The 23,848-nt window shown below is 72.4% G+C and carries 25 protein-coding genes; 12 read left to right on the top strand and 13 right to left on the bottom strand.

The genetic code is table 11. The annotated features are described in order from the left end of the window. Positions 1 to 67: 67 nt before the first annotated feature. Positions 68 to 247 carry a hypothetical protein gene (locus QSK10_RS03460; protein WP_285661103.1) on the top strand — a complete coding sequence of 60 codons (180 nt, stop codon included), beginning with the start codon at positions 68 to 70 and terminating at the stop codon, positions 245 to 247. 43 nt (positions 248 to 290) lie between these two features. On the opposite strand, the gene QSK10_RS03455 is transcribed toward QSK10_RS03460, so the two are convergent. After that, positions 291 to 860 carry a TetR/AcrR family transcriptional regulator gene (locus QSK10_RS03455; protein ID WP_285661102.1) on the bottom strand — a complete coding sequence of 190 codons (570 nt, stop codon included), beginning with the start codon at positions 858 to 860 and terminating at the stop codon, positions 291 to 293. 57 nt (positions 861 to 917) lie between these two features. Here QSK10_RS03455 and QSK10_RS03450 point away from each other — a divergent pair, with 57 nt between their 5' ends. Next, complete coding sequence (locus QSK10_RS03450) at positions 918 to 2,054, top strand: agmatine deiminase family protein (RefSeq protein ID WP_285661101.1); 1,137 nt, start codon at positions 918 to 920, stop codon at positions 2,052 to 2,054. 110 nt (positions 2,055 to 2,164) lie between these two features. Beyond that, positions 2,165 to 2,959, top strand: coding sequence for a CPBP family intramembrane glutamic endopeptidase (locus tag QSK10_RS03445; protein WP_285661100.1), 795 nt, complete (start codon positions 2,165 to 2,167; stop codon positions 2,957 to 2,959). Between the two features lie 43 nt (positions 2,960 to 3,002). On the opposite strand, the gene QSK10_RS03440 is transcribed toward QSK10_RS03445, so the two are convergent. After that, on the bottom strand, positions 3,003 to 3,380 hold the full coding sequence (locus QSK10_RS03440) for a winged helix-turn-helix transcriptional regulator (protein WP_285661099.1): 378 nt from the start codon (positions 3,378 to 3,380) through the stop codon (positions 3,003 to 3,005). A 69-nt stretch (positions 3,381 to 3,449) separates the two neighbouring features. On the opposite strand from QSK10_RS03440, the gene QSK10_RS03435 reads away from it, so the two are divergent. Further along, positions 3,450 to 4,106, top strand: a complete 657-nt coding sequence (locus tag QSK10_RS03435; RefSeq protein WP_285661098.1) for an NADPH-dependent F420 reductase — start codon at positions 3,450 to 3,452, stop codon at positions 4,104 to 4,106. Between the two features lie 59 nt (positions 4,107 to 4,165). On the opposite strand, the gene QSK10_RS03430 is transcribed toward QSK10_RS03435, so the two are convergent. Next, the gene (locus QSK10_RS03430; RefSeq protein WP_285661097.1) at positions 4,166 to 4,792 is read right to left on the bottom strand and encodes a DUF4190 domain-containing protein; all 627 of its coding nucleotides are present in this window, start codon (positions 4,790 to 4,792) and stop codon (positions 4,166 to 4,168) included. A 269-nt stretch (positions 4,793 to 5,061) separates the two neighbouring features. On the opposite strand from QSK10_RS03430, the gene nucS reads away from it, so the two are divergent. Beyond that, positions 5,062 to 5,721: an endonuclease NucS gene (nucS, locus tag QSK10_RS03425; protein WP_285661096.1), complete on the top strand. Its 660-nt coding sequence runs from the start codon at positions 5,062 to 5,064 to the stop codon at positions 5,719 to 5,721. On the opposite strand, the gene QSK10_RS03420 is transcribed toward nucS, so the two are convergent. From QSK10_RS03420 to QSK10_RS03400, 5 genes are all read right to left on the bottom strand, one after another. Next, entirely contained in the window at positions 5,718 to 6,071 is a 354-nt protein-coding gene (locus tag QSK10_RS03420; protein ID WP_285661095.1) for a peptidase inhibitor family I36 protein, read from the bottom strand. The genes nucS and QSK10_RS03420 overlap by 4 nt on opposite strands. Before the next feature lies 1 nt (position 6,072). Beyond that, a complete protein-coding gene (locus tag QSK10_RS03415) occupies positions 6,073 to 6,495 on the bottom strand; it encodes a hypothetical protein (RefSeq protein ID WP_285661094.1) in 423 nt (140 codons plus the stop codon). Positions 6,496 to 6,503: 8 nt separating this feature from the next. Beyond that, positions 6,504 to 6,944, bottom strand: a complete 441-nt coding sequence (locus QSK10_RS03410; RefSeq protein WP_285661093.1) for a hypothetical protein — start codon at positions 6,942 to 6,944, stop codon at positions 6,504 to 6,506. Positions 6,945 to 7,033: 89 nt separating this feature from the next. Beyond that, positions 7,034 to 7,315 carry a hypothetical protein gene (locus QSK10_RS03405; protein ID WP_285661092.1) on the bottom strand — a complete coding sequence of 94 codons (282 nt, stop codon included), beginning with the start codon at positions 7,313 to 7,315 and terminating at the stop codon, positions 7,034 to 7,036. Between the two features lie 247 nt (positions 7,316 to 7,562). Continuing rightward, the gene (locus QSK10_RS03400; protein ID WP_285661091.1) at positions 7,563 to 9,047 is read right to left on the bottom strand and encodes an aldehyde dehydrogenase family protein; all 1,485 of its coding nucleotides are present in this window, start codon (positions 9,045 to 9,047) and stop codon (positions 7,563 to 7,565) included. 161 nt (positions 9,048 to 9,208) lie between these two features. On the opposite strand from QSK10_RS03400, the gene QSK10_RS03395 reads away from it, so the two are divergent. Beyond that, positions 9,209 to 10,231 carry a 3-hydroxyacyl-CoA dehydrogenase gene (locus QSK10_RS03395; RefSeq protein WP_285661090.1) on the top strand — a complete coding sequence of 341 codons (1,023 nt, stop codon included), beginning with the start codon at positions 9,209 to 9,211 and terminating at the stop codon, positions 10,229 to 10,231. On the opposite strand, the gene QSK10_RS03390 is transcribed toward QSK10_RS03395, so the two are convergent. Then, positions 10,221 to 11,114, bottom strand: a complete 894-nt coding sequence (locus QSK10_RS03390) for a LysR family transcriptional regulator (protein WP_285661089.1) — start codon at positions 11,112 to 11,114, stop codon at positions 10,221 to 10,223. The genes QSK10_RS03395 and QSK10_RS03390 overlap by 11 nt on opposite strands. Positions 11,115 to 11,187: 73 nt before the next feature. Between QSK10_RS03390 and QSK10_RS03385 the strand changes: the two genes are divergently transcribed. From QSK10_RS03385 to QSK10_RS03360, 6 genes are all read left to right on the top strand, one after another. Further along, positions 11,188 to 11,577 carry a RidA family protein gene (locus QSK10_RS03385; protein WP_285661088.1) on the top strand — a complete coding sequence of 130 codons (390 nt, stop codon included), beginning with the start codon at positions 11,188 to 11,190 and terminating at the stop codon, positions 11,575 to 11,577. A gap of 126 nt (positions 11,578 to 11,703) precedes the next feature. Next, entirely contained in the window at positions 11,704 to 15,048 is a 3,345-nt protein-coding gene (locus QSK10_RS03380) for a S8 family serine peptidase (RefSeq protein WP_285661087.1), read from the top strand. Positions 15,049 to 15,124: 76 nt separating this feature from the next. Further along, complete coding sequence (locus QSK10_RS03375; protein ID WP_285661086.1) at positions 15,125 to 16,084, top strand: helix-turn-helix domain-containing protein; 960 nt, start codon at positions 15,125 to 15,127, stop codon at positions 16,082 to 16,084. Positions 16,085 to 16,112: 28 nt separating this feature from the next. After that, positions 16,113 to 16,415: an Rv1322 family protein gene (locus QSK10_RS03370; protein ID WP_285661085.1), complete on the top strand. Its 303-nt coding sequence runs from the start codon at positions 16,113 to 16,115 to the stop codon at positions 16,413 to 16,415. Positions 16,416 to 16,455: 40 nt separating this feature from the next. Continuing rightward, positions 16,456 to 17,238 carry an alpha/beta hydrolase gene (locus tag QSK10_RS03365; protein WP_285661084.1) on the top strand — a complete coding sequence of 261 codons (783 nt, stop codon included), beginning with the start codon at positions 16,456 to 16,458 and terminating at the stop codon, positions 17,236 to 17,238. After that, complete coding sequence (locus tag QSK10_RS03360; RefSeq protein ID WP_285661083.1) at positions 17,235 to 17,984, top strand: alpha/beta fold hydrolase; 750 nt, start codon at positions 17,235 to 17,237, stop codon at positions 17,982 to 17,984. The genes QSK10_RS03365 and QSK10_RS03360 overlap by 4 nt, the downstream gene beginning before the upstream one ends. On the opposite strand, the gene QSK10_RS03355 is transcribed toward QSK10_RS03360, so the two are convergent. The 4 genes from QSK10_RS03355 to QSK10_RS03340 all read right to left on the bottom strand — a co-directional run bounded on the left by QSK10_RS03355 (position 17,966) and on the right by QSK10_RS03340 (position 23,791). Further along, positions 17,966 to 19,300 carry a protein kinase family protein gene (locus tag QSK10_RS03355; protein ID WP_285661082.1) on the bottom strand — a complete coding sequence of 445 codons (1,335 nt, stop codon included), beginning with the start codon at positions 19,298 to 19,300 and terminating at the stop codon, positions 17,966 to 17,968. The genes QSK10_RS03360 and QSK10_RS03355 overlap by 19 nt on opposite strands. 54 nt (positions 19,301 to 19,354) lie before the next feature. Beyond that, positions 19,355 to 20,512, bottom strand: coding sequence for an AI-2E family transporter (locus tag QSK10_RS03350; RefSeq protein WP_285661081.1), 1,158 nt, complete (start codon positions 20,510 to 20,512; stop codon positions 19,355 to 19,357). A gap of 148 nt (positions 20,513 to 20,660) precedes the next feature. Then, entirely contained in the window at positions 20,661 to 22,367 is a 1,707-nt protein-coding gene (locus QSK10_RS03345) for a hypothetical protein (RefSeq protein WP_285661080.1), read from the bottom strand. 191 nt (positions 22,368 to 22,558) lie between these two features. After that, complete coding sequence (locus QSK10_RS03340; protein WP_285661079.1) at positions 22,559 to 23,791, bottom strand: DivIVA domain-containing protein; 1,233 nt, start codon at positions 23,789 to 23,791, stop codon at positions 22,559 to 22,561. Positions 23,792 to 23,848 lie beyond the last annotated feature (57 nt).

Raw genomic sequence — 23,848 nt, 5'->3', positions numbered from 1 at the left:
GCGGTCCGGTGTACACGACCCCCTTAGCCTGGTGGACGCCCTTCAACGCCCATACCGAGGAGTTGACATGAAGGCTCTCACCAAGGTCGCCGACCGTTTAGTGTCCCGGCTCGTCCCGCCCGCCACGGCGCATGCCCGCCCGTGCGAGCAGCCGCGCCAGCCCTGCTGGAACGGCAGCCGCTACCAGTGCTGGTACGACGAGTGCCAGGGCTTCTACCTCGACTGCTACCGCATCGGCAGCTGCTGATCGACCCCGGCATGACGGCCCCGGTACTCGCCGGGGCCGTTCGTCACGTCCGGAGTTCGGCGGCGACCGCGCCCGACAGCAGCCGCCTGGCCCGCTCGGGCGAGACCCCGCCGCTCAGCCAGCGCATGCTCAGCCCCTCCACCAGCGCCGACAGCCGCTCGGCGGCGTCCTCGGCGTCCACCGACGCCCGCACGCCCCCCGCGTCCTGCGCCGCGCGGATCAGCCCGGCCAGGTGCGCGTTCCACTCACCGGTGGCCGCGCGCAGCCGCTCGCGCAGCTCCGGCTGGAACACCGCCGAGGCCCGCGACTCGCCCCAGGCGGTGCTGTTCTCGCGCACCAGCGGAGTGTCCCGCAGCTCCAGCAGGAGCGTCTCCTCGATGTGCGCGACCGGGTCCTCGGCGAAGGCCGTCGCCGGTTCGGTGTAGCGCTCGGCGCGGTCATTGACGAAGTCGAGGGTCTCCCCGAGCAGGCCCGCGCGGTCCTTGAAGTGGTAGTAGATCAGCGCCGTGGACACCCCCGCCTCGGCGGCGATCTCCTCCACCCGCAGCCCCCGCACTCCCCGCAGCGCGACGACCCGCGCGGCGGCTTCCAGGATGGTTCGGCGACGGGACATGACCACGATGATACCGTGGGTTCCTGACTGAAAATTCAGTCAGGAATGGAGCGGATCATGTGGGGGACGGCCATGTCGCGACGCGGCGTACTCGGGGCGATGGCGGGGGCCGGGCTCGCGGCGACCGGGCTGGCGGGCTGCTCGCCGTCCGCGCCGGAACCCACGCCGGACCCTTCGCCGAAGGGCCGCCGCCTGGGCGCGGAGTGGGACCGCCACGCCCGCACCTTCATGTCCTGGCCCGCGCTCACCTCGGTGTGGGAGGAGTTCCTGCCCGACGTCCGCGACGACATCGCCCGGGTGGCCCGCGCGGTCGCCGAGTTCGAGCCCGTCGTGATGCTCGCCCGCCCCGACCAGGCCGCCGCCGCGCGGCGCGCCTGCGGCTCCGGGGTCGAGGTCATCGACCTGCCCGTGGACGACCTGTGGGCCCGCGACACCGTCCCGGTGTTCGTGGAGGAGGACGGCGGCGTCCTCGGCGTCGACCTCGGCTTCAACGGCTGGGGGAACAAGCAGGAGCACACCTACGACGGCGCGGTCGGCGCGACGCTGCTGCCGCGCTACGGCGTCCCCCGCGTCCGCGCGCCCTTCACCGCCGAGGGCGGCAGCTTCGAGACCGACGGCGAGGGCACCCTCCTCGTCACGGAGAGCTCGATCGTCAACGACAACCGCAACCCCGGCCGCACCCGCGAGCAGATCGAGGCGGACCTGAAGTCGGCGCTCGGCGTCCGCAAGGTCATCTGGCTGGCCGGCGTCCGGGGCCAGGACATCACCGACGCGCACGTCGACAGCCTCGTGCGCTTCGCCGCGCCCGGCGTCGTCCTGCTCGACACGCCCTTCCCCGGTTCCCCGCCCGACTCCTGGTCCCGCTCGGCCGACCAGGCCCGCGAGGTCCTGTCCACCGCCACCGACGCCGCCGGCCGTCCACTGCGGATCATCGACCTGCCGCAGCCCGACCCCGACGAGACCGCCGCCGAGGACGACGACTTCGTCTCCACCTACGCCAACTTCTTCATCGCCAACGGCGCGGTCTTCCTGCCCGCCTTCGGCGACGGACCCGCCGACGACACCGCCCGCGGCATCCTCGCCGACCACTTCCCGGGCCGCGAGATCGTGCCCGTCGCCATCGACACCATCGCCTCCGGCGGCGGCGGGATCCACTGCGCGACACACGACATGCCGGGCACCCCCGTCGATTGAGCGACACGGGCGTCCGTCACCTGCCGTTTCGCCCACGATGTCAGCGCGCGTCGCTTTCGCGTCAGGGCCGTGACAGGGCCAGAACAGCCGCCCCGGCGAGTCTCTGCGACATGGAGAACACGCTCACCACCGGACGCCCCAACCGATTCGCGCGGCTACTGCTCGCCGACCGGCACTCCGTCCCGCTGTCCATCGCGCTCCACCTGGTTCCCGGCGCGCTGATCGTCGCGGTCTACGCCTTCATCGCCGCACCGCTGGTCGACTCGATCGGCTACCCGCCCTTCCTCGCCTGGGCCATCGCCCTGGCGATCGTGCTCTTCCCCGTCCAGTTCGGGCTGCTGTGGCTGGGCAAGCAGCGCACCGGAAAGTACTCCCTGCGCGGCGCGCTGCACTACATGGACAAACCCGTGCCACGCGGCAAGGTCACCTGGCTGATCATCTTCTGCCTGGTGTGGATGACGGTCGTCTCGCTGGCGCTGATGCCCCTCGACAACGTCGTCTACGACGCCTTCTTCACCTGGATCCAGTACGAGGGCGCCGGTCCCAGCGCCACCACCTACCTCGACGGCTTCTCCCGGCAGATGCTGGCCATCACCCTCCTCGTCTGCCTGCCCTTCACGGGCTGGACGCTGCCGCTCATCGAGGAGTACTACTTCCGCGGCTTCCTGCTGCCGCGCCTGCCGCAGCTGGGCAAGTGGGCGCCGGTGTTCAGCACGGTCCTGTTCTCGGTCTACCACTTCTGGGCGCCCTGGACGGTCCTGTCGAAGCTGGTCTTCCTCTTCCCCGGTGTGTGGTTCGCCTGGAAGAAGCGGGACATCCGCATCTCGATCGGCATGCACCCCGGCTCGGCGCTCCTGATGTCGGCCTTCGGCACCCTCGCCGTCGCGCTTGGCTTCCTGGGCTAGAACGCACCTGACGGCGCCGTCCATCGTGGACGGCGCCTTCGGGCTATGTGGACGACGGCCGGGCGCTCGTGGCCTCCGCGGCCTCCTGGGCGTCCATGACCTCGTCGCCGTGCTCGAAGGCCCACTCGCCGAACGCGCCGATGGGCGCCAGCAGCGTCCGGCCCAGTTCGGTCAGCGAGTACTCCACGTGCGGCGGCGAACCCGGCAGCCGCCGCCGCTCGACGAGCCCGTTGGCGTAGAGCCGCCGCAGCGTCTCGGTGAGCACCTTCGGGCTGATCCCGCCGATGCGCTCGCGCAACAACCCGGGCCGCTCCGGCCCGTGCCGCAGCGCCCAGATCACCACCGCGTTCCAGGTATTGGCGAACAGGTCGAAGGCCAGCCGCGCCCGGCAGTCGGCGAGGAGTTCCCGGTCGGAGTTCACTTACCGAATGGTGCCCGAGCGATCTCCTATCGTCGCCCCGTCCCGCTCACCGACGAAAGGAACGGGCACATGAAGATCGGTGTGATCGGCAACGGATCGATGGCCGCCGTACTCGGCGGCAGATGGGCCGCCGCCGGGCACGACGTGCTGTTCGGCGGACGCGACACGGCCCGCGCGGCGTCCCTCGCCGCCCGGCTCACCACCGCCGGAACCCCCGCCCGCGCGGGCACCCCCGCCGAAGCCGCCGCCCACGGCACCGGCGCCGTCCTGCTGGCCGTCCCCGCCGACGCGGCCCCCAAAGTCGCCGCTATCCTCGCCGCCGAACTCACCGGCCGCACGGTGATCGACTGCGCCAACCCCGTCGGCCCCGGCTTCCTGCTGACCGGCCCGCCCGGCACCTCCACCGCCACCGCGATCGCCGCCGCCGCACCGTCCGCGCACATCGTGAAGGCCTTCAACCTCTGCCACGAGAGCGTCTGGGCGACCCCGCCCGTCTACGACGGCCGCCCCCTCGCCGTCCCCCTCTGCGGCGACGACCCCACCGCCCTCACCACCGCCCGCCGCCTCACCACCGACCTCGGCGCCACCCCCGTCGACGCCGGCGGCCTGAACCGCGCCGCCCTCCTGGAGGCCACCGCCGCCCTCGTCATCGGCCTGTGGGTCGGCGCCGGAGCCGACGCCCAGGCGATCCTCCCGCCCCTGACGGCGGCCGGACCGGTGGGCTGACGACCGCGAGCCCGCACCGGTGGGTCCGGTGCGGGCTCGGCGGTGTCGCCGGGAGTCGGCTAACCGAGTTCGGTGACCTGGGCCTTGACGACCTTGGCGGTGACCGGAGTGCCGGTCTTGGGGAACACGGTGGCCACGTCGGTGGCGGTCTGGCCGGGCGCGATGTGGTTGATGAGCACGCTGGTGGAGTCGACGACGGTCCCCTTGTCGTCGAGGAACTGGACGTCGATCCAGTAGTTGCGGGCGTTGCCCGCGGAGTTCTCGACGGTGACCGTGGCGTCGAAGGAACCGAACTCGCCCTTCTCGATCGCCGCGATCGACACGTCCTTCGCCCCGTCGTTGTTGTCGAGGACGTTGCTGACGTCGTCGACGACCTTGTTGACGATGACGACACCGACGACGCTCAAACCCAGGGCGGCGACCGCCAGGACGGTGCCGATGATGGCCACGGCCTTGTTGGTGGCGGTCTTGCGAACGGCGCGGCGGATGCCGACGATCCCGAAGATCAGCGCGATGACGCCGAGAGTCCCGGCGATGAAGAACGTGATCGGGATGAGCCCGAACAGCACGCCGATGATGCCCAGGATGAGCGCCGTCAGACCGAGTCCGTTCTTCGGCGGGACGAACGGTGCGGCGGGCTGCGGCGCGGGCGGCGGGACGGACTGGGTCGGGGGCGTGTACGCCATGGGATTTCCTTCGATCGTTCCTTGCTTCGGGCCGGCCGCGCCGTTGAGGCCGGGCCCATCCTGTCCCGAAGCGGATATTACCGGCGAGTAGGTATTAAACGGCTCACGTGGGGCCTTTGCCTGTGGGTTGTGCAGATCACCGGATTCCGGTGCCGGCCGTGCTTGCGGACGCGAGTGCCCGCCGTAGGGCCGGTGCATTCGCCGAGTTGGCCGGAGGTCGGACAAGTCCGTCGGCAAACCGGACATCTCGACTCTGTACCCTCCCCTACATGCGTCTCGTCATCGCCCGTTGCACCGTGGACTACGTCGGCCGTCTCACCGCGCATCTGCCTCTGGCGCCGCGGTTGCTCATGCTGAAGGCCGACGGTTCGATCCTGGTGCACGCCGATGGGGGGTCGTACAAGCCGCTCAACTGGATGACGCCGCCGTGTTCGCTCAAGGAGGAGGACGGGCGGTGGACGGTCACCAACAAGGCGGGCGAGCAGCTGATCATCACCATCGAGGAGATCACCCACGACTCGTCGCATGAGCTGGGTGTCGACCCGGGGTTGCGCAAGGACGGTGTCGAGGCGCATCTGCAGGAGCTGCTCGCCGATCGGCCGGGGGTCATCGGTGAGGGGTACACGCTGGTGCGGCGGGAGTTTCCGACGGCGATCGGGCCGGTGGATCTGATGCTGCGCGATGGGGATGGCGCGAGTGTCGCCGTCGAGGTGAAGCGGCGGGGTGAGATCGACGGGGTGGAGCAGCTGACGCGCTACCTGGAGCTGCTGAACCGGGATCCGCTGCTGGCGCCGGTGCGGGGGGTTTTCGCCGCGCAGGCCATCAAGCCGCAGGCGCGGGTGCTGGCCGAGGACCGGGGCATCCGGTGCGTGACGGTGGACTATGACGCCCTGCGCGGCATCGAGAAGGACGAGCTGACGCTCTTCTAACCCGGCATGCCGAAGCACATGTAGTCGACGGTCGTGTAGGCGGTGCTGTCGTCGCTCATCTCGCCGGGTTCGAGGTAGTCGACGGCGGCGTCGCTGTTGGCGGTGTAGAGACCGGCGACCCAGAGCATGTTGTTGTTGAAGTAGGACCACACGTGGTCCTTGAGCTCGTAGTCGGCGAGGTCGACGCAGCCGGGCTCGACGGTGTCGAGGCGCTTGTCGCGGTAGCCGGTGTCGGCGTAGAGGCACAGGTGCGCCTGGTCGCAGTCCCAGCCCTCAGGGGCGGCGGCGGACGCGGGTGTCGCGGTCAGGACGAGGGCGGACGCGGCGGCCGCCGCCAGAAGGATCTTCATCTCACTCACAGTTCCCGATGTCGGTGTGGCCGAAGGCCACGGTCGGGCCGTGGCCGATGGTGATGGACGCGGTCGCGGCCACACAGAGCCCGGCGGCGGGCAGCGGGACGGTCTCCACGCTGTTGCCGGAGCCGTAGGCGTCGTCCTGTGCGATGACCTCGCACGGCTCGGCGGGCGTCGCGCAGACGGCGATGAAGGCGTTGAGGTGGGCGTCGCGGGCCTCGGTGGTGGTGACGGCGCATTTGCCGTCCTCGGTCTGGACGACGGTGAGCCACCCGAGGCGCGCGCCTTTGGCGGTGGTGACGGGGACGCTCTGCAGCTCGGTGCCGATGCAGGGCGTCGGGCCGGGTCCCGCCGAGGCGGGCGCGGCCACGGTGAGCAGACCGCCGGCGAGGACGGCGGTGGTCAGGATCCGAAAGCTCATGGAGACTCCTAGTCGCACGCGTTGACGGGGGGATCGCCGATGCCTTCGGCGTAGGTGCCGTCGCCGAGGGCGAGGTAGCCCCAGACGCGCACGCAGTGGCCCGCGGCGGGCAGCGGCGCGGTGTCGCCGTAGTTGGCGTAGGTCCACCGGTGGGTGTACTCGACCTGTGTGCAGGCCGTGCCCGGGCGCGTTTCGGCGCACACCGCCATGGCCACGAAGTACTCCCCGTGGCCGGTGTCGGGATCGGCGGCGGCCAGGACGGCGCATTTGGTGCCGTCGGGCGCGGCGTAGATCCCGAGGTCGCCCCGGACGGTGCCGGACGCGTCGGCGACGGCGTAGGTCGCGATCGGCGTGCCGTAGCACCCCCACGGCTGCCCGGCGTGGGCCTGCGCGGGAGCGAGGACGGCGGCGAGGGCCGCGATGGTCGCGGCGGCGGTGCGCATGCGCATGGGTCCCCCCTTTGCGGTTCCTCCTGATCTTGGCGGGGGAGCCGCGCGGGGGAGGCGGTTTCCGGACGTGAGTCGGGAAACCGCCAGGTCTACTTGCGCGGGGGCGTCTGCGACATCATGTACGCGACCGAGCCGCGCTGGCGCGCGTCGCTCAGCTCGGCGGCCGCGATCGGCCCCATGGTGGTGGCGGGGTCGTGGAAGAGGGACGCCAGCCCGAGCGCGCCCGCGCACGCCAGGGTCAGCCAGGCGCCGGGTCCCAGGGACGACGGGAAGTCGCCGTGGTGGAGGGGCGCCAGCAGGAACCAGTGGACGACGACTCCGGCGGCGGTGTAGGCGCCGAAGCGGGCGGCGCGGCGCGAACGCAGCAGCACCGACAGCCCGGCCGCGATCGCGGCCAGGAACAGTGGCGCGGCAAGGGACGCCAGGGCGCTCCCGGCGGGCGCGCGCCCGGTGAACCCGAAGAGCGCGTAGTCGGTGGGCGCCCACCCGGGGCTGAAGTCGACGAACGCCGCCGGGACGAGGCCCCAGCGGCCGCGACCGCGAGGGAGCGGGACAGGTTGGAACGCATCGAGTACGCCTCCTTCCGCCGAAACGGCTTCAGAGGTGTACGACGGACGGTCAGCGGTGCCGGACGCGCATCAGCCGGTCGATGAGCCGGTTGTGCTTCTCGGCGCGGTCGAAGGACAGCAGCGGGAACAGCTGCCGCAGCCGCCGGCGCGCGATGGACTTGGCGTAGGCGAACTCGCGGAGCCCGTCATCGCCGTGGATGCGCCCGAAGCCCGACTCGCCGACGCCGCCGAAGGGCAGCCGCGGCATGCCCGCGAAGGCCAGCGCGGAGTTGACGGTGGTCATGCCCGAGCGCATGCCGCGCGCGATGCGCATCCCGTCGGCGCGCGCGAAGACCGCGCCGCCGAGTCCGTAGGGGAGCGCGTTGGCGCGCGTGAGGGCCTCGTCGGCGCTGGCCACCCGGTTGACGACGAGCACGGGCCCGAAGGTCTCCTCGCGCACCGCCCGGGAGTCCTCCGGCGCGTCCACGATGATCGTGGGGTGGACGTAGGGCGGCCGGACTGAGTCGGTCCCGCCCAGCGCGAAGGTCGCGCCGCGCTCGGCGGCGTCGGCGAGGTGCGCGGCGATCACGTCCAGCTGGCGGGGCATGGTGATCGGCCCGACCTGGGAGTCGGGTTCGGCGCCGACGCGCAGCGCGCCCGCGCGTTCCACCAGGCGGGCCAGGAACCGGTCGGCGACCTCGGTGTGGACGTAGACGCGCTCGATGCCGATGCAGGTCTGCCCGGCGTTGAACAGCCCGCCCCAGAGGGCGAAGTCGGCGGCGGCGGCCACGTCGGCGTCGCGGTCGATGATGAGCGCGTCCTTGCCGCCGCACTCCAGCACCACCGGCGTCATCGCCTCCGCGCAGGCCGCGTAGACCTTCTTCGCGGTGGCGGTGGACCCGGTGAAGGCGAGCTTGTCGACATCGGCGGCGCACAGGGCCGCGCCGGTCGCGCCGAAGCCCTGCACGGCCTGGAGGACGGGCCGCCCCACGACCTCGGTGACCGCGTCGGCCAGCCACTGCCCGACGGCGGGGGTGTACTCGCTGGGCTTGAAGACCACGGTGTTGCCCGCCGCCAGGGCGTACACGATGGACCCCATGGGCGTCAGGACCGGGTAGTTCCACGGCCCGATCACCCCGACCACGCCGTAGGGGCGGTACTCCAGGTGCGCGGAATGGTCGATGAGCACCAGGCTCGTCCGCACCCGCCGGGGTCCCAGGACGCGGCGGGCGTGCTTGGGGGCCCAGTTCAGGTGCTCCAGCGCGGTGGCGACCTCGGTGCGCGCGTCGCTGGGGGTCTTGCCGGTCTCGGCGCGCATCAGGTCCAGCAGCTCCGGCATCCGCTCGGCGACCAGGGACCGCACCTTCAGCAGGTACCGCCTGCGCCCGGCGATGCCCTGCTCCCACCACCACGCCTGCGTCTCGCGGGCCACCTTGACGGCGGCGGCGACCTCCTCGGGTCCGGCCACGTCGAACACGGCGACCTGGGAGCCGTCGGCGGGGGAGAGGGAGACGAGCCGGTCGTCGATGACCTGGGGGGCGGGGTCACTGCTCATGACACTGAGCGTAGGGCCGCGGTGAGCCGCGCTCAAGGGGGAAGTTACCGGCCGGTTGTGACCCGGGGCATAGGATGCCGTCGCGCGCCGCGCGCGGGCGGGAACCTGGCAGACTCGGCCGCAGCGGTATCCCAGGAGCAGCGGTCAACGAGGAGGTTGCGGTGCGTCAGGTAGGAGTCGTCGGGCTCGGCACGATGGGCGCGGGAATCGTCGAGGTCTTCGCCAAGAGCGGACTGGACGTGATCGGCGTCGAGATCGACGAGCCGGCCCGCGCGCGGGGCGAGGAGCACCTCCGCAAGTCCACCGGGAAGGCCGTCGCGCGCGGCAAGCTGACCGAGGCCGACGCCGAGGCGCTGCACGCCCGCATCACCCTCACCACCGACTTCGGCGCCCTGGCCGGGGCTGACGTCGTCGTCGAGGCCGTCCCCGAGCGCATCGACATCAAGCACGAGCTGTTCGCGCGCCTGGACGGCATCTGCAAGCCGTCGGCGATCCTGGCGACCAACACCAGCTCGCTCTCGGTCACCGAGATCGCCGAGGGCACCGGGCGTCCCCTCCAGGTCCTCGGCCTGCACTTCTTCAACCCGGCGCCGGTCATGCGGCTCATCGAGATCGTCACGACCCCTCACACCGCCAACCAGACCACCGCGATCATCCGCGAGCTGGCCGCCGAGCTCGGCAAGACGCCGGTGGTGTGCGGCGACAAGCCCGGCTTCATCGTCAACCGGCTGCTGTTCGGCTACCTCAACCAGGCGGTGTCCATGGTGGACGCCGGTGAGGCCACCGGCCCCGAGCTCGACGCCGCGATGACCCTCGCCGGGCTGCCCATGGGCCCGATCACGCTCCTCGACGTCATCGGCCTGGACACCTCGGTGCAGATCCTGGACACCATCTACCACCGCGACGGCGAATTGGACCGCTACGCCGCCGCGAAGTCGCTGCGCGACCTGGCCGCCGCCGGGCACCTCGGCCGCAAGACCGGCCGCGGCTACTACGACCACTCCTCGCCCGTCGTGCCCGCCGAGCTGGACGAGGTCCGCGCCGCCTCCCTCGCCGCGCAGTTGCTCGCCCCGCACCGCGCCGACGCGCGCGAGATGATCGCCTCCGGCTACGCCTCCGCCGAGGACATCGACACCGCGATGAACCTCGGCTGCGGCTACCCGCGCGGCATCCTCACCGAGTAGGACCGACCGCCGACAGCAGGCGCGCCACCAGCGGATTTTCGTCCCCGGCGCGCCAGGCCACGGCCACGCGCGTCCGGGCGGTCGGCTCGACCGCCCGGAACGCCACCCCGTCCAGCCGGACGCGCTCGATGCCCGCCGGGGCCACCGACACCCCCAGCCCGGCCCCGACCAGCGCGCACACCGTCAGCCACTCCACCGCGTGCTGCGAGACCCGCATCGTGAAACCGGCCGCCGCGCACAGCCCGGCGATCCGGTCGAAGAGCCCCGGGCCCTGGTCCCGGGGCAGCAGCACGAAACCCTCCGCGGCCAGCGCCTCCATCGGCACCGAGGACCGGGCGGCCAGCGGATGCGACGACGGCAGCACCGCCACGAAGCGTTCCTCGTCGACGGTGGCGAACAGCAGGTCCGTCAGGCCGCCGGGCGGTTCCCGCAGCAGGCCCACGTCGATGCTCCCCTCGCGCAGCGCGTCCAGCTGCGGCCCGGTGGTCATCTCGGCGATGTCCAGGAGCACGCCGGGGTACCGGTCGCGGAATTCCCGCAGCAGACCCGGCAGCACCGTCAGCGCCAGCGACGCGGCGAAGCCGATCCGCAGCCGTCCCGCCCGCCCCTCACCCACCGCCCGGGCCGCCGCCAGGCCGTCGGCCAGCCCGCCCAGGACGCGCCGCGCGACCGGGAGCAACTCCCGCCCGGCCGGAGTCAGCGCCACCCGCCCCGAGTCGCGGCTGAGCAGCCGGTGCCCCACCGTCGTCTCCAGCCGCCGGATCTGCTGACTCAGCGGCGGCTGCGCGATGCCCAGCCGCGCCGCCGCCCGGCCGAAGTGCAGTTCCTCGGCGAGCACGGTGAAGGCGTGCAGCTGGGAGATCGGAAGCTCCGGACGATCCATACGCCTATAGATATCAGACGATGGCAAGAGAAGTATTGGACATATGGTCAGGGTCGAACCTAGATTCGTGTCCATGACGGAGAGACGTGCCATCAGCAGCGGATCGGTCTTCGAGGACCGGATCGGATACGCCCGCGCGGTCGTGGACGGCGCCCGCGTCCACGTGTCCGGCACCACCGGCTTCGACTACGCCACCATGACCATCGCCGATGACGTGGTCGAACAGGCCGAGCAGTGCCTGGACAACATCGCCGCCGCCCTCGCCCAGGCCGGCTGCGACTTCCGCGACGTGGTCCGCGTCCGCTACCTGCTGCCCGCCCGCGAGGACTTCGAGCCCTGCTGGCCGTCCCTCCGCCGAGCGTTCGGGGACGTCCGCCCGGCCGCCACCATGATGGTGTGCGGCCTGGCGGACCCCCGGATGCGCATCGAGATCGAGGTGGAGGCGCGCCGGGCGGGCTCCTGACACGCCCTGTCGAGAACTCGCCACGTCGGTTTCCCGCCCGCCCACACCGCTTCTGGGCGAACCTCACGGCTGGCAGGGTGATCATTCGACACCCACCCCCACGGGTCCGACCATGGAGCCCTCACCATGCCCCCAGCCTCACCAGGACGCCGGCTCGGCCTGGCCGCGGCGGCCGCCGCGATCGCCGCCGCGACCCTCCTGGCCACGCCGCAAGCGGCCGGCGCCAACGCCCCCGCGCTGTTCGGCGAGTCCGCCGCCACCACGTCCACCGCCACCGTCACCCTCATCACCGGCGACCGCGTCCAGGTCGCCTTCGCCGCCGACGGCACCGCCTCGGCGATGCTGGAATCCGGCGCCGACCACTACATCCGCCGCGACGGCGCCGACCTCTACGTCATCCCCGTCGCCGCGGAGGCCGCGCTCGCCCAGGGCCGCCTCGACCCGGCGCTGTTCAACGTCACCGGCCTGGTCCGGCAGGGCTACGACGACGCCTCCTCGGCGACGCTCCCGCTGCTGCTGTCGGGCTCGCTCCCGCAGAACCGCGCCTTCACCGGCGTGAGCGTCGGGGCGCACCTGTCGTCCATCGACGCCACCGCCGTCTCGGTCGCCAAGGGCTCCCTCGGCACGCTCTTCGGCGGCACCTCCCGCTCGGCCCTGGCCACCCCGAAGATCTGGCTGGACGCCAAGGTCACCGGCTTCGGGCTCGACCCCGCCACCGGCGTGGCGCAGACCGGCGCGCCGGAGCTGTGGCGCTCCGGTTACACCGGCGCTGGCACGAAGGTCGCCGTCCTGGACACCGGCTACGACCCGAACCACCCCGACCTGGCCGGGCGCGTCGCGGCCGCCCAGGACTTCACCGGCGACGGCGAGGGCGCGATCGACGACGCCGGGCACGGCACGCACGTCGCCTCCACGATCGCCGGAACCGGCGCGGCCGACGCGTCCAAGAAGGGCATGGCCCCCGACACCAGCCTGCTGATCGGGAAGGTCCTCGGCCCCGGCGGCGGCCAGACCTCCTGGATCGTGGCGGGCATGGAGTGGGCCGTCGCGCAGGGCGCCGACGTGGTCAACATGAGCCTCGGCTCCAACGAGCCCACCGACTGCACCGACCCGATGGCCGAGGCCACCCGGGCGCTGACCGCGCAGGGCAAGACGCTCTTCGTCATCGCCGCGGGCAACAGCGGCATGCGCGAGACCGTCTCCTCGCCGGGCTGCGTCGAGGGCGTCCTGACCGTCGGCGCGGTCGACGCCGAGGGCGCCACCGCGAACTTCTCCAGCCGCGGCCCGGTCCCCGGCTCGCACGCCCTCAAGCCGGACCTGTCCGCGCCGGGCGTGGCGATCGCCGGCGCGGCCAACGGCAGCCCGGCGGGCGTCAACTACACGACGATGTCGGGCACGTCCATGGCCACCCCGCACGTCGCGGGCGCCGCCGCGCTGATCCGCCAGGCCCACCCGGACTGGACCGCGCAGCAGATCAAGGCCGCCCTGGTGGCCTCGGTCAAAAAGGACACCGAGGGCACCATCTACGACCAGGGCGCCGGTGAGATGTGGGTGCCGGGCGCGCTGAACGCCTCGGTCACCAGCGACGTCTCCGTCCAGATCGCCACCTACGACTGGCCGCACGGGCGCGACGAGAAGACCACCAAGACGATCACCTACACCAACACCGGTGACCGCGCGGTGGAGCTCGACCTGGACCTCACCGACGCCACCGGCGCCGACGGCCGCCGCATCGACGGGCGCGCCTTCGACCTCACCCGGAACCACGTCACCGTCCCCGCGCACGGCACCGCCACCGTCGGCGTCACCGCCCGCGGCGACCTGCGCGGCCTCAAGGACGGGCAGTACGGCGAGATCGGCGCCCGGCTGGTCGCCAAGGGCCGCCATGGCGTCCGCGTCACCACCTCCGTCGGCTTCTGGCTGGAGCCGGAGACCGTCACGGTGACCTTCAAGGCGCTCGACCGCAACGGCGCCGCGGCCACCTCGGGCTACCTCGACATCACCGACATGCACCAGCCCGCCCGCTCGGTCGCCTACTGGACCGGCGAGGACGTCACCCTGCGCCTGCGCGCCGGGAAGTACTTCGTGACCTCCTACATCCGCACCGTCGACGCCACCGGCGCGGCCAACTACGCCTACGTCGGCGACCCGGAGGCGACCTACGACGAGGACACCACCGTCGTCCTGGACGCCGCCAAGGCCGTGCCCGTCACCGTCACCGGCGGCGACAAGCCGCTCCAGGTCCGCACCGGCTCCATCGCCCTGGACCGCGTCTTCGGCCGCTGGACGGTGCAGAGCTCGCTGTTCGCGCAGGGCGGCCGCTTCTACGTCAGCCCCACCGGCAAGGTCCGCGAGGGCGAGTTCCACTTCGGCACCTACTTCCGGGCCACCGACCCGGCGGTTGCCGAGGCCGACAGCTCCTACGTGTACAACCTCGCCTTCACCGAGAGCCGCCGCGTGGGCCGCGACCAGGCCCACGTCGTCCGCGACCGGGACCTGGGCGCGCGGACGGAGAACTTCCACGCGCAGCGCACCGCGTCCAGCGCCTACGAGTGGACCCGGGTGCTGCCCGCCGGTGGCCTCGACCCGATCTACGCCGGTTCCGGCAACCCCGTCACCACGCCGCTGACCCGCACGGCCTACTACAGCCCGGGCGTGACGTGGCAGGCGATCGGAGCCACGGCCCGGATCTTCTCCGAGACGTGGTTCGACGCCGCGCACACCTACCGCGCCCGGGAGAAGACCGCCACCGACTGGTTCAAGCTGCCCACCGCCACCTCGCTGTTCCGCAACCCCGACGGCACGCCCTCGCGCGTCGCCGAGCGCCAGGGCACCCTGGTGGGCTTCGCCTTCCAGTCCTGGCAGGACACCAGCGGCCGCCAGGCCGTCGGCGGCTTCGGCGACATCGGCAGCATGCGGATCTACAAGAACGGCGAGCTGATCGACGAGTCGGCCTGGCCGGCCCGGCAGACCGACGTCGGCTCCGACGACTGCGTCCTGCGCGTCGAGGTCGGCCAGTACCGCATCGCCAAGCGCGGCTGGGAGCTCGGGCTGGGCACCATCACGTCCTTCGAGTTCGCCTCCAAGCGGCCCAAGGGCGACGCCGTCCAGGCCCTGCCGATCGCGCTGCCGCACTACGACGCCCCCGTCGACGCCTACAACCTCGCCCCGAACACCGACACCGCGTTCCCCGTGGCGGTGACCATGCTCGGGCAGGACGGCTACGACCCCGGCGCGATCACCTCGTTCAGTGCCAAGGTCACCTACGAGGCCATCGACCCGTACGGCGACAAGCCGATCGGGGACTACGCGTGGACCACCGTCCCGGTCGTCCAGCGCGGCGGTGTCTGGTACGCCCTGGTGGACAACACCAAGGGCGCCGGGACCACCCCGTCCCTGTGGATCGACACCGTCGACTCGCACGGCACGAAGACCCGCCAGATCAGCCTGAACCTGTACGGCATTGCCTGACAAATCGATCATGGGCGGCCGCCGTCGCGGCGGCCGCCCTGTGCGTTTCTCGCCGCTTCCCGCATACTCCTTTGCTGTGGAGCTGCGCGCGCTGGGCATCGACGAGGAGCAGGAGCGGATTTACCGCCACCTGGTCTCCGCCGGGCCCGCCCACGCCCCGGTCCTGGCCGCCGCCCTGGGCCGCGACACGCGAGAGGTCGCCGCGATCCTGGACGTCCTCACCGCCGCCGGGCTCGTCTCCCGCGACGCCGACCGCTACCTGGCCGCCCCGCCGGAGATCGCGTTGCGCTCGCTGCTGGTGCGCCGCCGCGACGAGCTGGGCCGCGCCGAGACGGCGATGGCGGAGCTGACCGAGCTGTTCCGCGCCTCGTCGAGCGGGCGCTCGGTGCGCGACCTCGTCGAGGTCGTCACGGGCGTGGACGGCGTCCGGCAGCGCTTCGCGCAGCTGCAGAGCGGCGCGGCCAAGGACCTGCGCGCCTTCGTCCGCAGCAACCCCATGGCGGTCTCGGCCGCGCAGAACACCGCCGAGGGCGAGGCGGTGCAGCGCGGCGTCCGCTACCGGATCGTGGTGGAGAAGGCCGTGCTGGCCGAGCCGGGCCTGCTGGCGCGTGCCGAGGAGTCGCTGGAGGCGGGCGAGGAGATCCGCATCGTCCCGGACCTGCCGCTGCGGATGATCATCGCCGACGGCGAGCTGGGCCTGGTGCCGCTGTCCAGCGCCGGTGAGCCGGGCGCGATCGTGGTGCACCCCAGCGGGCTGCTGGACGCGCTGATCGCGCTCTTCGAGTCGACGTGGGACCGCGCGATGGCCCTGCAACCCGACGACGTGCCCTACGCCGACGACCTCATCGAGCTCGACCGGCGCATCATCGCGCTGCTCCTCCAGGGCTTCACCGACAACGCGGTGGCCAAGCAGCTCGACATCTCCGCGCGCACCGTCCAGCGGCGCATCCGCTACCTGATGGACGAGGCGCAGGTCAGCACGCGCATGCAGCTGGGGTACCGGTTGTCGACACTGGGCCGACTCCGCCCCGGCTAGTTGATCGAGTCTTGAATAATCTGTTGACGTGAGTCCCCGTCGCAATCGCCGCGACGTCCCGGATGGAGACGTCGACCTCGACCGCGCCCGCCGGAAGGTGGAGGCGGTCGAGGAAGGACCCGACGGCGCCGACTGGTACGTCCGGCACATCCCCGGTCAGGCGGCCACGAAGGTCTACCGCTGCCCGGGCTGCGATCACGAGATCGGCGTCGGCGTCCCGCACGTGGTCGCCTGGCAGGTCGACGGGCCCGTCGACGAGCGCCGCCACTGGCACACCGGCTGCTGGCGCGCGCGTGGCCGGCGCGCGCCGAGAGTCGGACGTCACCGCTGACCCGGGCCCACGCCCGCGCCCGCGGTGGGAGACTCGAAGCGTGAGCTTGATCCGCGCGAACTCGATTCTCCCCGCGAAGCGCGAGGCGCTGCGGCTGGAGACCGCCGACGGCCTCGGCCTGGTCGGCGAGCTGGCCGTCCCCGCCGACCGCGATCCGGTCGCGACCCTGGTGTGCCTGCACCCGCTGCCCACGCACGGCGGCATGATGGACAGCCACATCTACCGCAAGGCCGCCTGGCGCCTGCCCGCGCTGGCGGGCATCGCCGTCCTGCGCTTCAACACGCGCGGCACGTCCAGCGTGCAGGGCACCAGCGACGGCGCCTACGACCACGGCGTGGGCGAGCGCTTCGACGTGGCGGCGGCGGTGGAGTACGCCGAGTTCCACGACCTGCCGAACATCTGGCTGCTGGGCTGGTCCTTCGGCACCGAGCTGACCCTCAAGTTCGGCTGCGAACCGGCCGTGGAGGGCGCGATCCTGCTGTCCCCGCCGCTGAAGAAGGCCGAGGAGGCCGACCTGGCGGTGTGGGCGGAGTCGAAGAAGCCGGTCACCGCGCTGGTGCCCGAGTTCGACGACTACCTGCGCCCGGCCGAGGCGCGCGAGCGCTTCGCGGCGATCCCGCAGGCCGAGGTCGTGGGCGTGGACGGCGCCAAGCACCTGTGGGTCGGGCACGCCGAGCGCGCGCTGGACGAGATCGTGCGCCGGGTCGCGCCCGGTGTCCCGCTGCCGCTGCCGAAGGAGTGGGACGGGGAGATGACCTACGGGGACGCCTCCGCCTACGCCGACCGGACCGTGGCGGCCTTCGCGGACGTGCCGGTGACGTGACCGCCGAGGTGGTCTACCGGACCGGCGGCGAGGGCCCGCCGCTGGTCCTCCTGCACGCCTTCCCGTTCCACGCGGGGATGTGGTGGCGGGTGCCCTTCGCGGGCGTGCAGACCATCGCGATCGACCAGCGCGGCTTCGGCGAGTCGGCCGGTGTGCCACTGCCCGCGCCGGACCTGGCGGTGGCCGCCGATGACGTGGCGGCCGTCCTGGACGAGCTGGGCCTGGAGGCCGCGACGGTGTGCGGGGTGTCGATGGGCGGGTACGTGGCGATGGCCTTCGCCCGCCGCCACCGGCGCCGCCTGGCCGGGCTGATCCTGTGCGACACGAAGTCCACCGCCGACACCCCGGAGGCCCGCGCGGCCCGGCTGGGCGTGGCCGAGGCCGCCGAGGCGGGCGAGGTGAGCGTCCCGCTGCCCTCGCTGCTGGGCGCGACCACGCTGCGGGAGCGCCCGGACGCGGTGGCGCGCGCCGAGGCGCTGGTCGCCGGGCTCGCACCCGCGTCGGTGTCGTGGGGGCAGCGCGCGATGGCCGCGCGGGAAGACTCCACGGCGGTGCTGGCGGGACTGGACGTCCCGGCGCTGGTCGTGCGCGGCGCCGAGGACGCCATCGCCTCCGGCGCCGACGCGCGGGTGATGGCCGGGGCTCTCAAAGCGCGCGTGGTCACGATCCCGGGCGCCGGTCACCTGCCGCCCCTGGAGACACCGGTGGAGTTCGCGCGGGCGCTGGGTCAGCACCCGGCGACGTAGTTGCGGATCTCCGCCGGGACGCCGGTGCCGCAGGCGTCGACGCGCTGGAGGTTGCCGTCCACGCGATGCATCGCGATCCGCACGACGCCCGTCGCCGGAGCCGAGGCGCCCGTGCCGCCGTTCAGCGGGACGGGCCTGCGCACCGTCATCGCCACGTAGCCGTCGGCGGCGCACACCTTCTCGGTGACGGTGGTGCCGTCCCCGTACCAGCTCACCGCGACGCTGGACAGCTCGTCCTCGGTCGGGCAGCCCATGGTGGTGTCGTTGCCGCGCGTGGCGGCGTAGGTCGCCAGGCTCGCGCCGCCCAGGAACGCCACCGCCAGCGCGGCCACCGCGATGGCCTTGGCGGTGCGGCCCAGGCGCCCCTGCCGGGGCGGTTCGGGCGCGGGACGCTCGGGGACGGCCAGGTCGGTCACCGTCGGCGCGGTCGCCGGCCGCGGCCCGCCGGTGGGCGCCAGCTCGGCGGCCACGGCGGCCGGACGGCGCCCGGGGGAGGGCGCGGCGGAGATGTCCACGGTGGAGAGCGCGTCGCGCAGCTGCGCGGCGGTGGGCCGCTCGCGCGGGTCGGCGCTCAGGCACACCGCGATGATGTCGGTGAGGACGCGCGAGACGCCCGGGATGTCGGCGATCGGCGCGGCCCGCAGCAGCGGGTCGGTGACGCGCCCGCCCTCGGTGCCCAGCCACTGGAGCCGCCCGCCCAGCGCGCCGTAGAGCAGCGTGGCGAGGTCGTAGACGTCGGCGGCGGGACTGGCCCCGATCTCACCGGCGATGGCGGCGTCGATGTGCTCGGGCGCGGTGTAGGCCGACACGCGCGTGGGCCGCTGCGCCAGTAGTGGAGCGGTCGCGTCGAGCCCGGCCAGCAGCAGCTGGTCGCCGGGCCCGATGAGGGTCGTCGCGGGGTGCACCGCGCCGTGGATGAGGTCGATGGAGTGCACGGTGGCCAGGGCGTCGGCCAGCGCGACGCCGATGGCGCGGCAGAAACCCGGGGTGAGCGGACCGGCAGCGCGCAGGCGGTCGCCGAGGCTCGTGCGGGTGGTCTGCACCGCCAGGTAGGGCCGGGCGGTGCCGGTGAGGCCCACGGCGTGGACGGTGGCGATGTGCGGGTGCGCCGACAGGCGCGTCACGCGGGCGGCCCAGTCCAGGAAGAGAGTGCGGCGGGCGCCCACGGCGCGTTCGTTGCCGAGGGTCACCACCAGCGGCGCGGGCTCCTCCGGGAGGGTCCCGGTGAAGACCGCGGCGACCTCGTCGCGGTGCAGTAATCTCGCCAGCCGGACGGCTCCGGCGGCGGAGATGTCCATGTGGGACTTGGTGGTCATGCGCGGTTCACCCCCTTCCATGCAGGTCGGGTCGTCGTCGGCACTGCGCGGCTCCTATGCGAGGTCCTGGCGGCGGATGTGCACCTCGCGCACCAGCAGCTGGATCGCCGCCACGGCCGGGACGGCGACGAGGGCGCCCACGATCCCGAACAGGGCCGCTCCGATCAGCAGGCCGAGGATCGCGCCGAGGTCGCTCACCTTCACCGAGCGGCTCATCATCCGTGGGTAGATCAGCCAGTTCTCCACTTGCTGGTACAGGACGAAGAAGATGACGCAGGCGATTCCCACCGCTATCGACTGGGAGAAGCCCACGAGGGACACGATAACGGCGCCGAGCGTGGCCCCGATCTGTGGGATGAGATCGAAAACGGCCACGATGAGCGCCAGCGCGTACGCGTAGGGGATACCCGCGATGATCATGAAGATCAGCGAGGTGACGCCCGCGATCGCGCCGATGCCGAGGGCGCCGATGGTGTAGTTGCCGACCTTGACGAGGATCTCGTCCCCGAGCACCTGCGCGCGCGGACGCCGAGAAGCCGGCAGGAGGGCGTAGGCCCCGGCCTTCAGCTTGTCGAAGGAGACCAGGAAGTAGAGGGTCAGGATGACCACCATGATCGCGTTGAACGCGGTCCCGAAGACCTGCCCGAGCACCGAGAACAGCCCACCGGCGGCGCTGGTGATGTTCTCGGCGCTGGCGGCGCTCTTGAGGCGCTCGATGAGCTGGTACTCGTTGTTCAGGTCGTTGATCCAGCGGTTGCCCTTGAGGCCCTCGATGTAGCCGGGCAGCGCGTTGATGAACGCGGTGACCTGCTCGATCACCGCAGGCAGCAGCAGCGCCAGCCCACCGCAGAAGACGACGGCCATGCCGAAGGCGACGATGGCCACCGCGAGGCCGCGCCTTTTGACCAGGCGCTGCACGCGCACCACGATCGGGTTGATGCCGATGGCCAGGAAACCGGCGACCAGGATCGAGATCAGGACGCCACCGGCGGCCTGGAGGCCCAGGAACAGCAGGTAGGCCACGGTGAGGCCGAGCCCGGCCAGCAGCCCGAAGGTGAACGGGTTGCGGGTGAACGGGCGCCCGGGTTCGCCGTACGGGTTCGGGACGGCGGGAGTCTCGGCGACCGGTTCCGCGGGAGCGGCGAGGTCCCCATCGGACTCTTCGGCGTGCTCCGCCGGATTCTCGGGCGGTCGTGGGGCCTGCGTGGACATGCGGCCACTGTATCGGCGTTTCGCCCCGACCGGCGGGACGCGCGGAGATGTGGGCACGGACGGCCTCGGCGCGTGCCGCCGCGCTCACCAGCAGCGACGGCGAGGGCCGCCGGGGAACACCCCGGCGGCCCGTCGCGGTCACGCGTTGTTACTTCTTACCGGCGCTCGCCGTGGTCTTCGGCAGGACCTGGGTGGCCTCGTCCTTGGCCGCGGTGGCCTTCGGCATCGGCTCGGTCGGCTCCTCACCGGCGGGCACGGGCTTGACGTCGGACTTCGGCGCGGCCTTCGCCTCCGGCTTGGCCGCCTCGGGCTTCGCCTCCTGCTTGGGGGCCTCGGCCTTCTGCTGCTCGGCCTTCTGGGGCGCGGGCGCCTTGGGCTGCTGCGCGGCCTGCGGCTTCTCGGCGGCCTTCGCTTCCGGCGCCTTACCCTCGGCGGCGTCGGCGAGGATCGCCTCGGCCTGCGCGCGGGCGGTGTCGAGCATGGCCTCGGAGTCGCGGCGGGCGGCCTCGGCGGCGCGCTTGGCGCCCTCCTCGGCGCGGGCCTTGAGGTCCTCGGCGCGCTTCTCGGCCTTGGCGACGGTCTCGGCGGCGGTGCGGTCGGCTCCGGCGAGGGTCTCCTCGGCCTTCTTGGCCGCGCCCGCGGTGAGCTCGGCGACCTTGGCGTCGGTCTCGGCGGTGACGTTCTTGGCGCGCTCGGCGGCCTCGCCGGTGACCTTCGCGGCGTACTCGTCGGCGTCGCGGCGCTTGCCGTCGGCGTACTCGTCTGCGGTCCGGATGGTCTCGGCGGCCTTCTTCTCCGACTCTGCGGTCAGCGCGGCGGCCTGCTCACCGGCGGCGCGCTTGTGCTGCTCGGCCTCGGCGACGTGGGCGTCGGCCTCCTTGCGGACGCGCTCGGCCTCGGCGGCGGCGTCGGCGGTGATCTTCTGCGCGGCCTGCTCGGTCTCGGTGCGGAAGGTGCGCATCTGCGTGGTCGTCTCGCTGCGGATGCGGTTGGTCTCGCCGATGGTCTCGTCGCGCAGCTTCTTGGCCTCGCCCAGGGCGGCGTCGCGGGTCTGCTGGGCCACGGCCTGCGCCTCGGCGACGGCCTTCTCGGCGGCCTCGCGCGCGGCCTGGGTGACCTGCTGCGCCTCGGCGCCGGCGGCCTGCTTGACCTGCTCGGCCTCGACCTCGGCGGTCTGCTTGGTCTGCTGCGCCTCGCCGCGCAGCTTCTCGATGTGCGCGACCAGCTGGCGGGCCTGCTCGTCGGCGGCGGCGCGGGTCTGCTGCGCGGCCTCCTGGGCCTGCTGGGCGATCTGCGCGGCCTGCTCCTGGGCCTGCGCGACGAGGGTCTTGGCGCGCTGGCTCTGGCGCTGCAGCTCGGCGTCCACCGCGGCGCGGCGCTCGGCCTCGGCCTTCTCGGCGGCGTTGCGGCGCGCGGCCAGGGTCGTCTCGAAGTCGCGGCGGGCGGCCTCGGCCTCCTCATTGGCCTGCGCGAGGATGCGGTCCACCTCGGCGCGCTGACCGGCGACGGCCTCCTGCGCCTTCTTCTTGATGTCCTCGGCCTCCTCGGCCGCCACGGTCAGGATGTGCCCGACGCGCGACCCGAGGTGCTCGTAGCTGGCCTGCTCGCCGACGGCGGCGCGGCGGCGGATGTCGTAGATCTGCGCCTGGAGCTGCTGCACCTGCGCGACCAGACCGTCCACTTGCGCCTGCGCCTCGGCCCGCTCGGCGGCCAGGCTGGTCAGCTGCGCGTCCATCCGCTGGATGTAGGCGTCTACCTGTTTTTTGTCGTAGCCGCGCATCTGGAGGTCGAAACCACCGCCGACCTCCGGACCGTTGAAGGTCGAGAAGAAATCGCCACCCGCGCCTTGAGACATAGCCACATCCTCACATGCCGAACCCCGCCTCGTCGGACGCTATCGCCAGATAATGGCGATTGTTCCGGCGGGCGGGGCCCGGGTAGGTCGTCTTAGAACCTTGCCGAACCCTCTTCGGTCCTCACCACTTAAACGCCCGAAGGTGGCCAAGTGGTTGACAAAGACCGTAGCGCGTCCGACTGTGAGCTCGCTCAGGACGTCTCGGCGGCGACCTTCTCGTCCTCCTTGGCCGGCTCGGGAGCCGCGGCGGGAGTGTCGGTCGGGATGATGCCGCCCAGGTTGGAGATCATGTTCCGCAGCTGCGCCTGCACCGAGTCGCGCTTGCGGGACAGCTCTTCGACCTCGTTGCGGGCCGCGGTCGTCTTCGCGTCGGCCTCGGCCTTGGCGTCGGCGACGAGGCGCTCGGCCTCGGCCTTGGACTCCGAGAGCGTCTTCTCCGAGCTGGACTTGGCCTTGTCGACCGTCTCGGTGGCGTACCGCTCGGCCTCCAGACGGCGCTGCTCGGACTTCTGCTCGGTCTCCTTGGCGCGCTCCTCGGCGTTGCGGGCGCGGGCCTCGGCCTCGCTGACCAGCTTCTGCGTGGCGGAGACGGCGGAGGTGTGGCGCTCGGACTCCTCGCGCTCGGCCTTCTCGCGGCGCTCGGCCAGTTCGAGGGCCAGGGCCTGGAGCTCCTTGTCGCGCTTCTCCTTGGCCTCGGCGTAGAGCTTGGCGGCCTCGGCGCGCTTCTCCTCGGCCTCGCGCGCGGCCTTGGCCCGCAGCTGGGTGATCTCGCGCTCGGAGGTGGCGCGCATGGTGGCGACCTCGCGCTCGACCGTGGCCTTCAGCTCGGCGACCTCATGCCCGGTGGACGAACGCAGCTGCTTGGTCTCACGCTCGGCGTCGGCGCGCAGGGTCTCGGCCTCGCGGCGCGCCTGGACGCGCAGTTCGGCGGCCTCGCGCTCGGCGGCGGTCCGCAGGTTGCCGGCCTCACGCTCGGCGCCCTGCTTGACTCCGGAGGCCTCGCCGCGCGCCTTGTCGGTGATCTCGCGCGCTTCGAGGCGGGCCGCGGACAGGATGCCCTCGGTCTCGCGCTTCGCCTCGGCCCGGTGCTCGTTGGCCTGTTCCTCGGCGAGGCGGAGGATCTGCTCAACCCGGGTGCCGAGACCCGACAAGGTGGGACGGCTGTTCTCTTCCAGCTGCTTGGCCTGGTCGGCGAGCCGCTGCTCAAGGCCGTTCACCCGCTGCTCGGCCTGACGGAGCCGGCGCTGCGCGTCGGTCATCCGCTGCTCGGCCTCGCTGCGCGCGCTCTCGGTCTGCGTGAGCGCGGCGTTCAGCCGCTGGATGAAGTCGTCGACCTGCGCCCGGTCGTATCCACGTAGCCCAACAGTGAAGTCAGGCTTGTTGTTGGCGTTATCGAAGAATGACTTAGAGGGCTGCTGGGGCATTGCCACATCGTTGCAGACAGGGAGTGGGGGTGCGCAACCCCCGTCGGGGTATCGGCC

This window comes from Actinorhabdospora filicis, assembly GCF_030269765.1.
In the GTDB taxonomy this organism is placed as follows: domain Bacteria; phylum Actinomycetota; class Actinomycetes; order Mycobacteriales; family Micromonosporaceae; genus Actinorhabdospora; species Actinorhabdospora filicis.
This window is presented reverse-complemented; position numbering and strand designations above follow the sequence as displayed.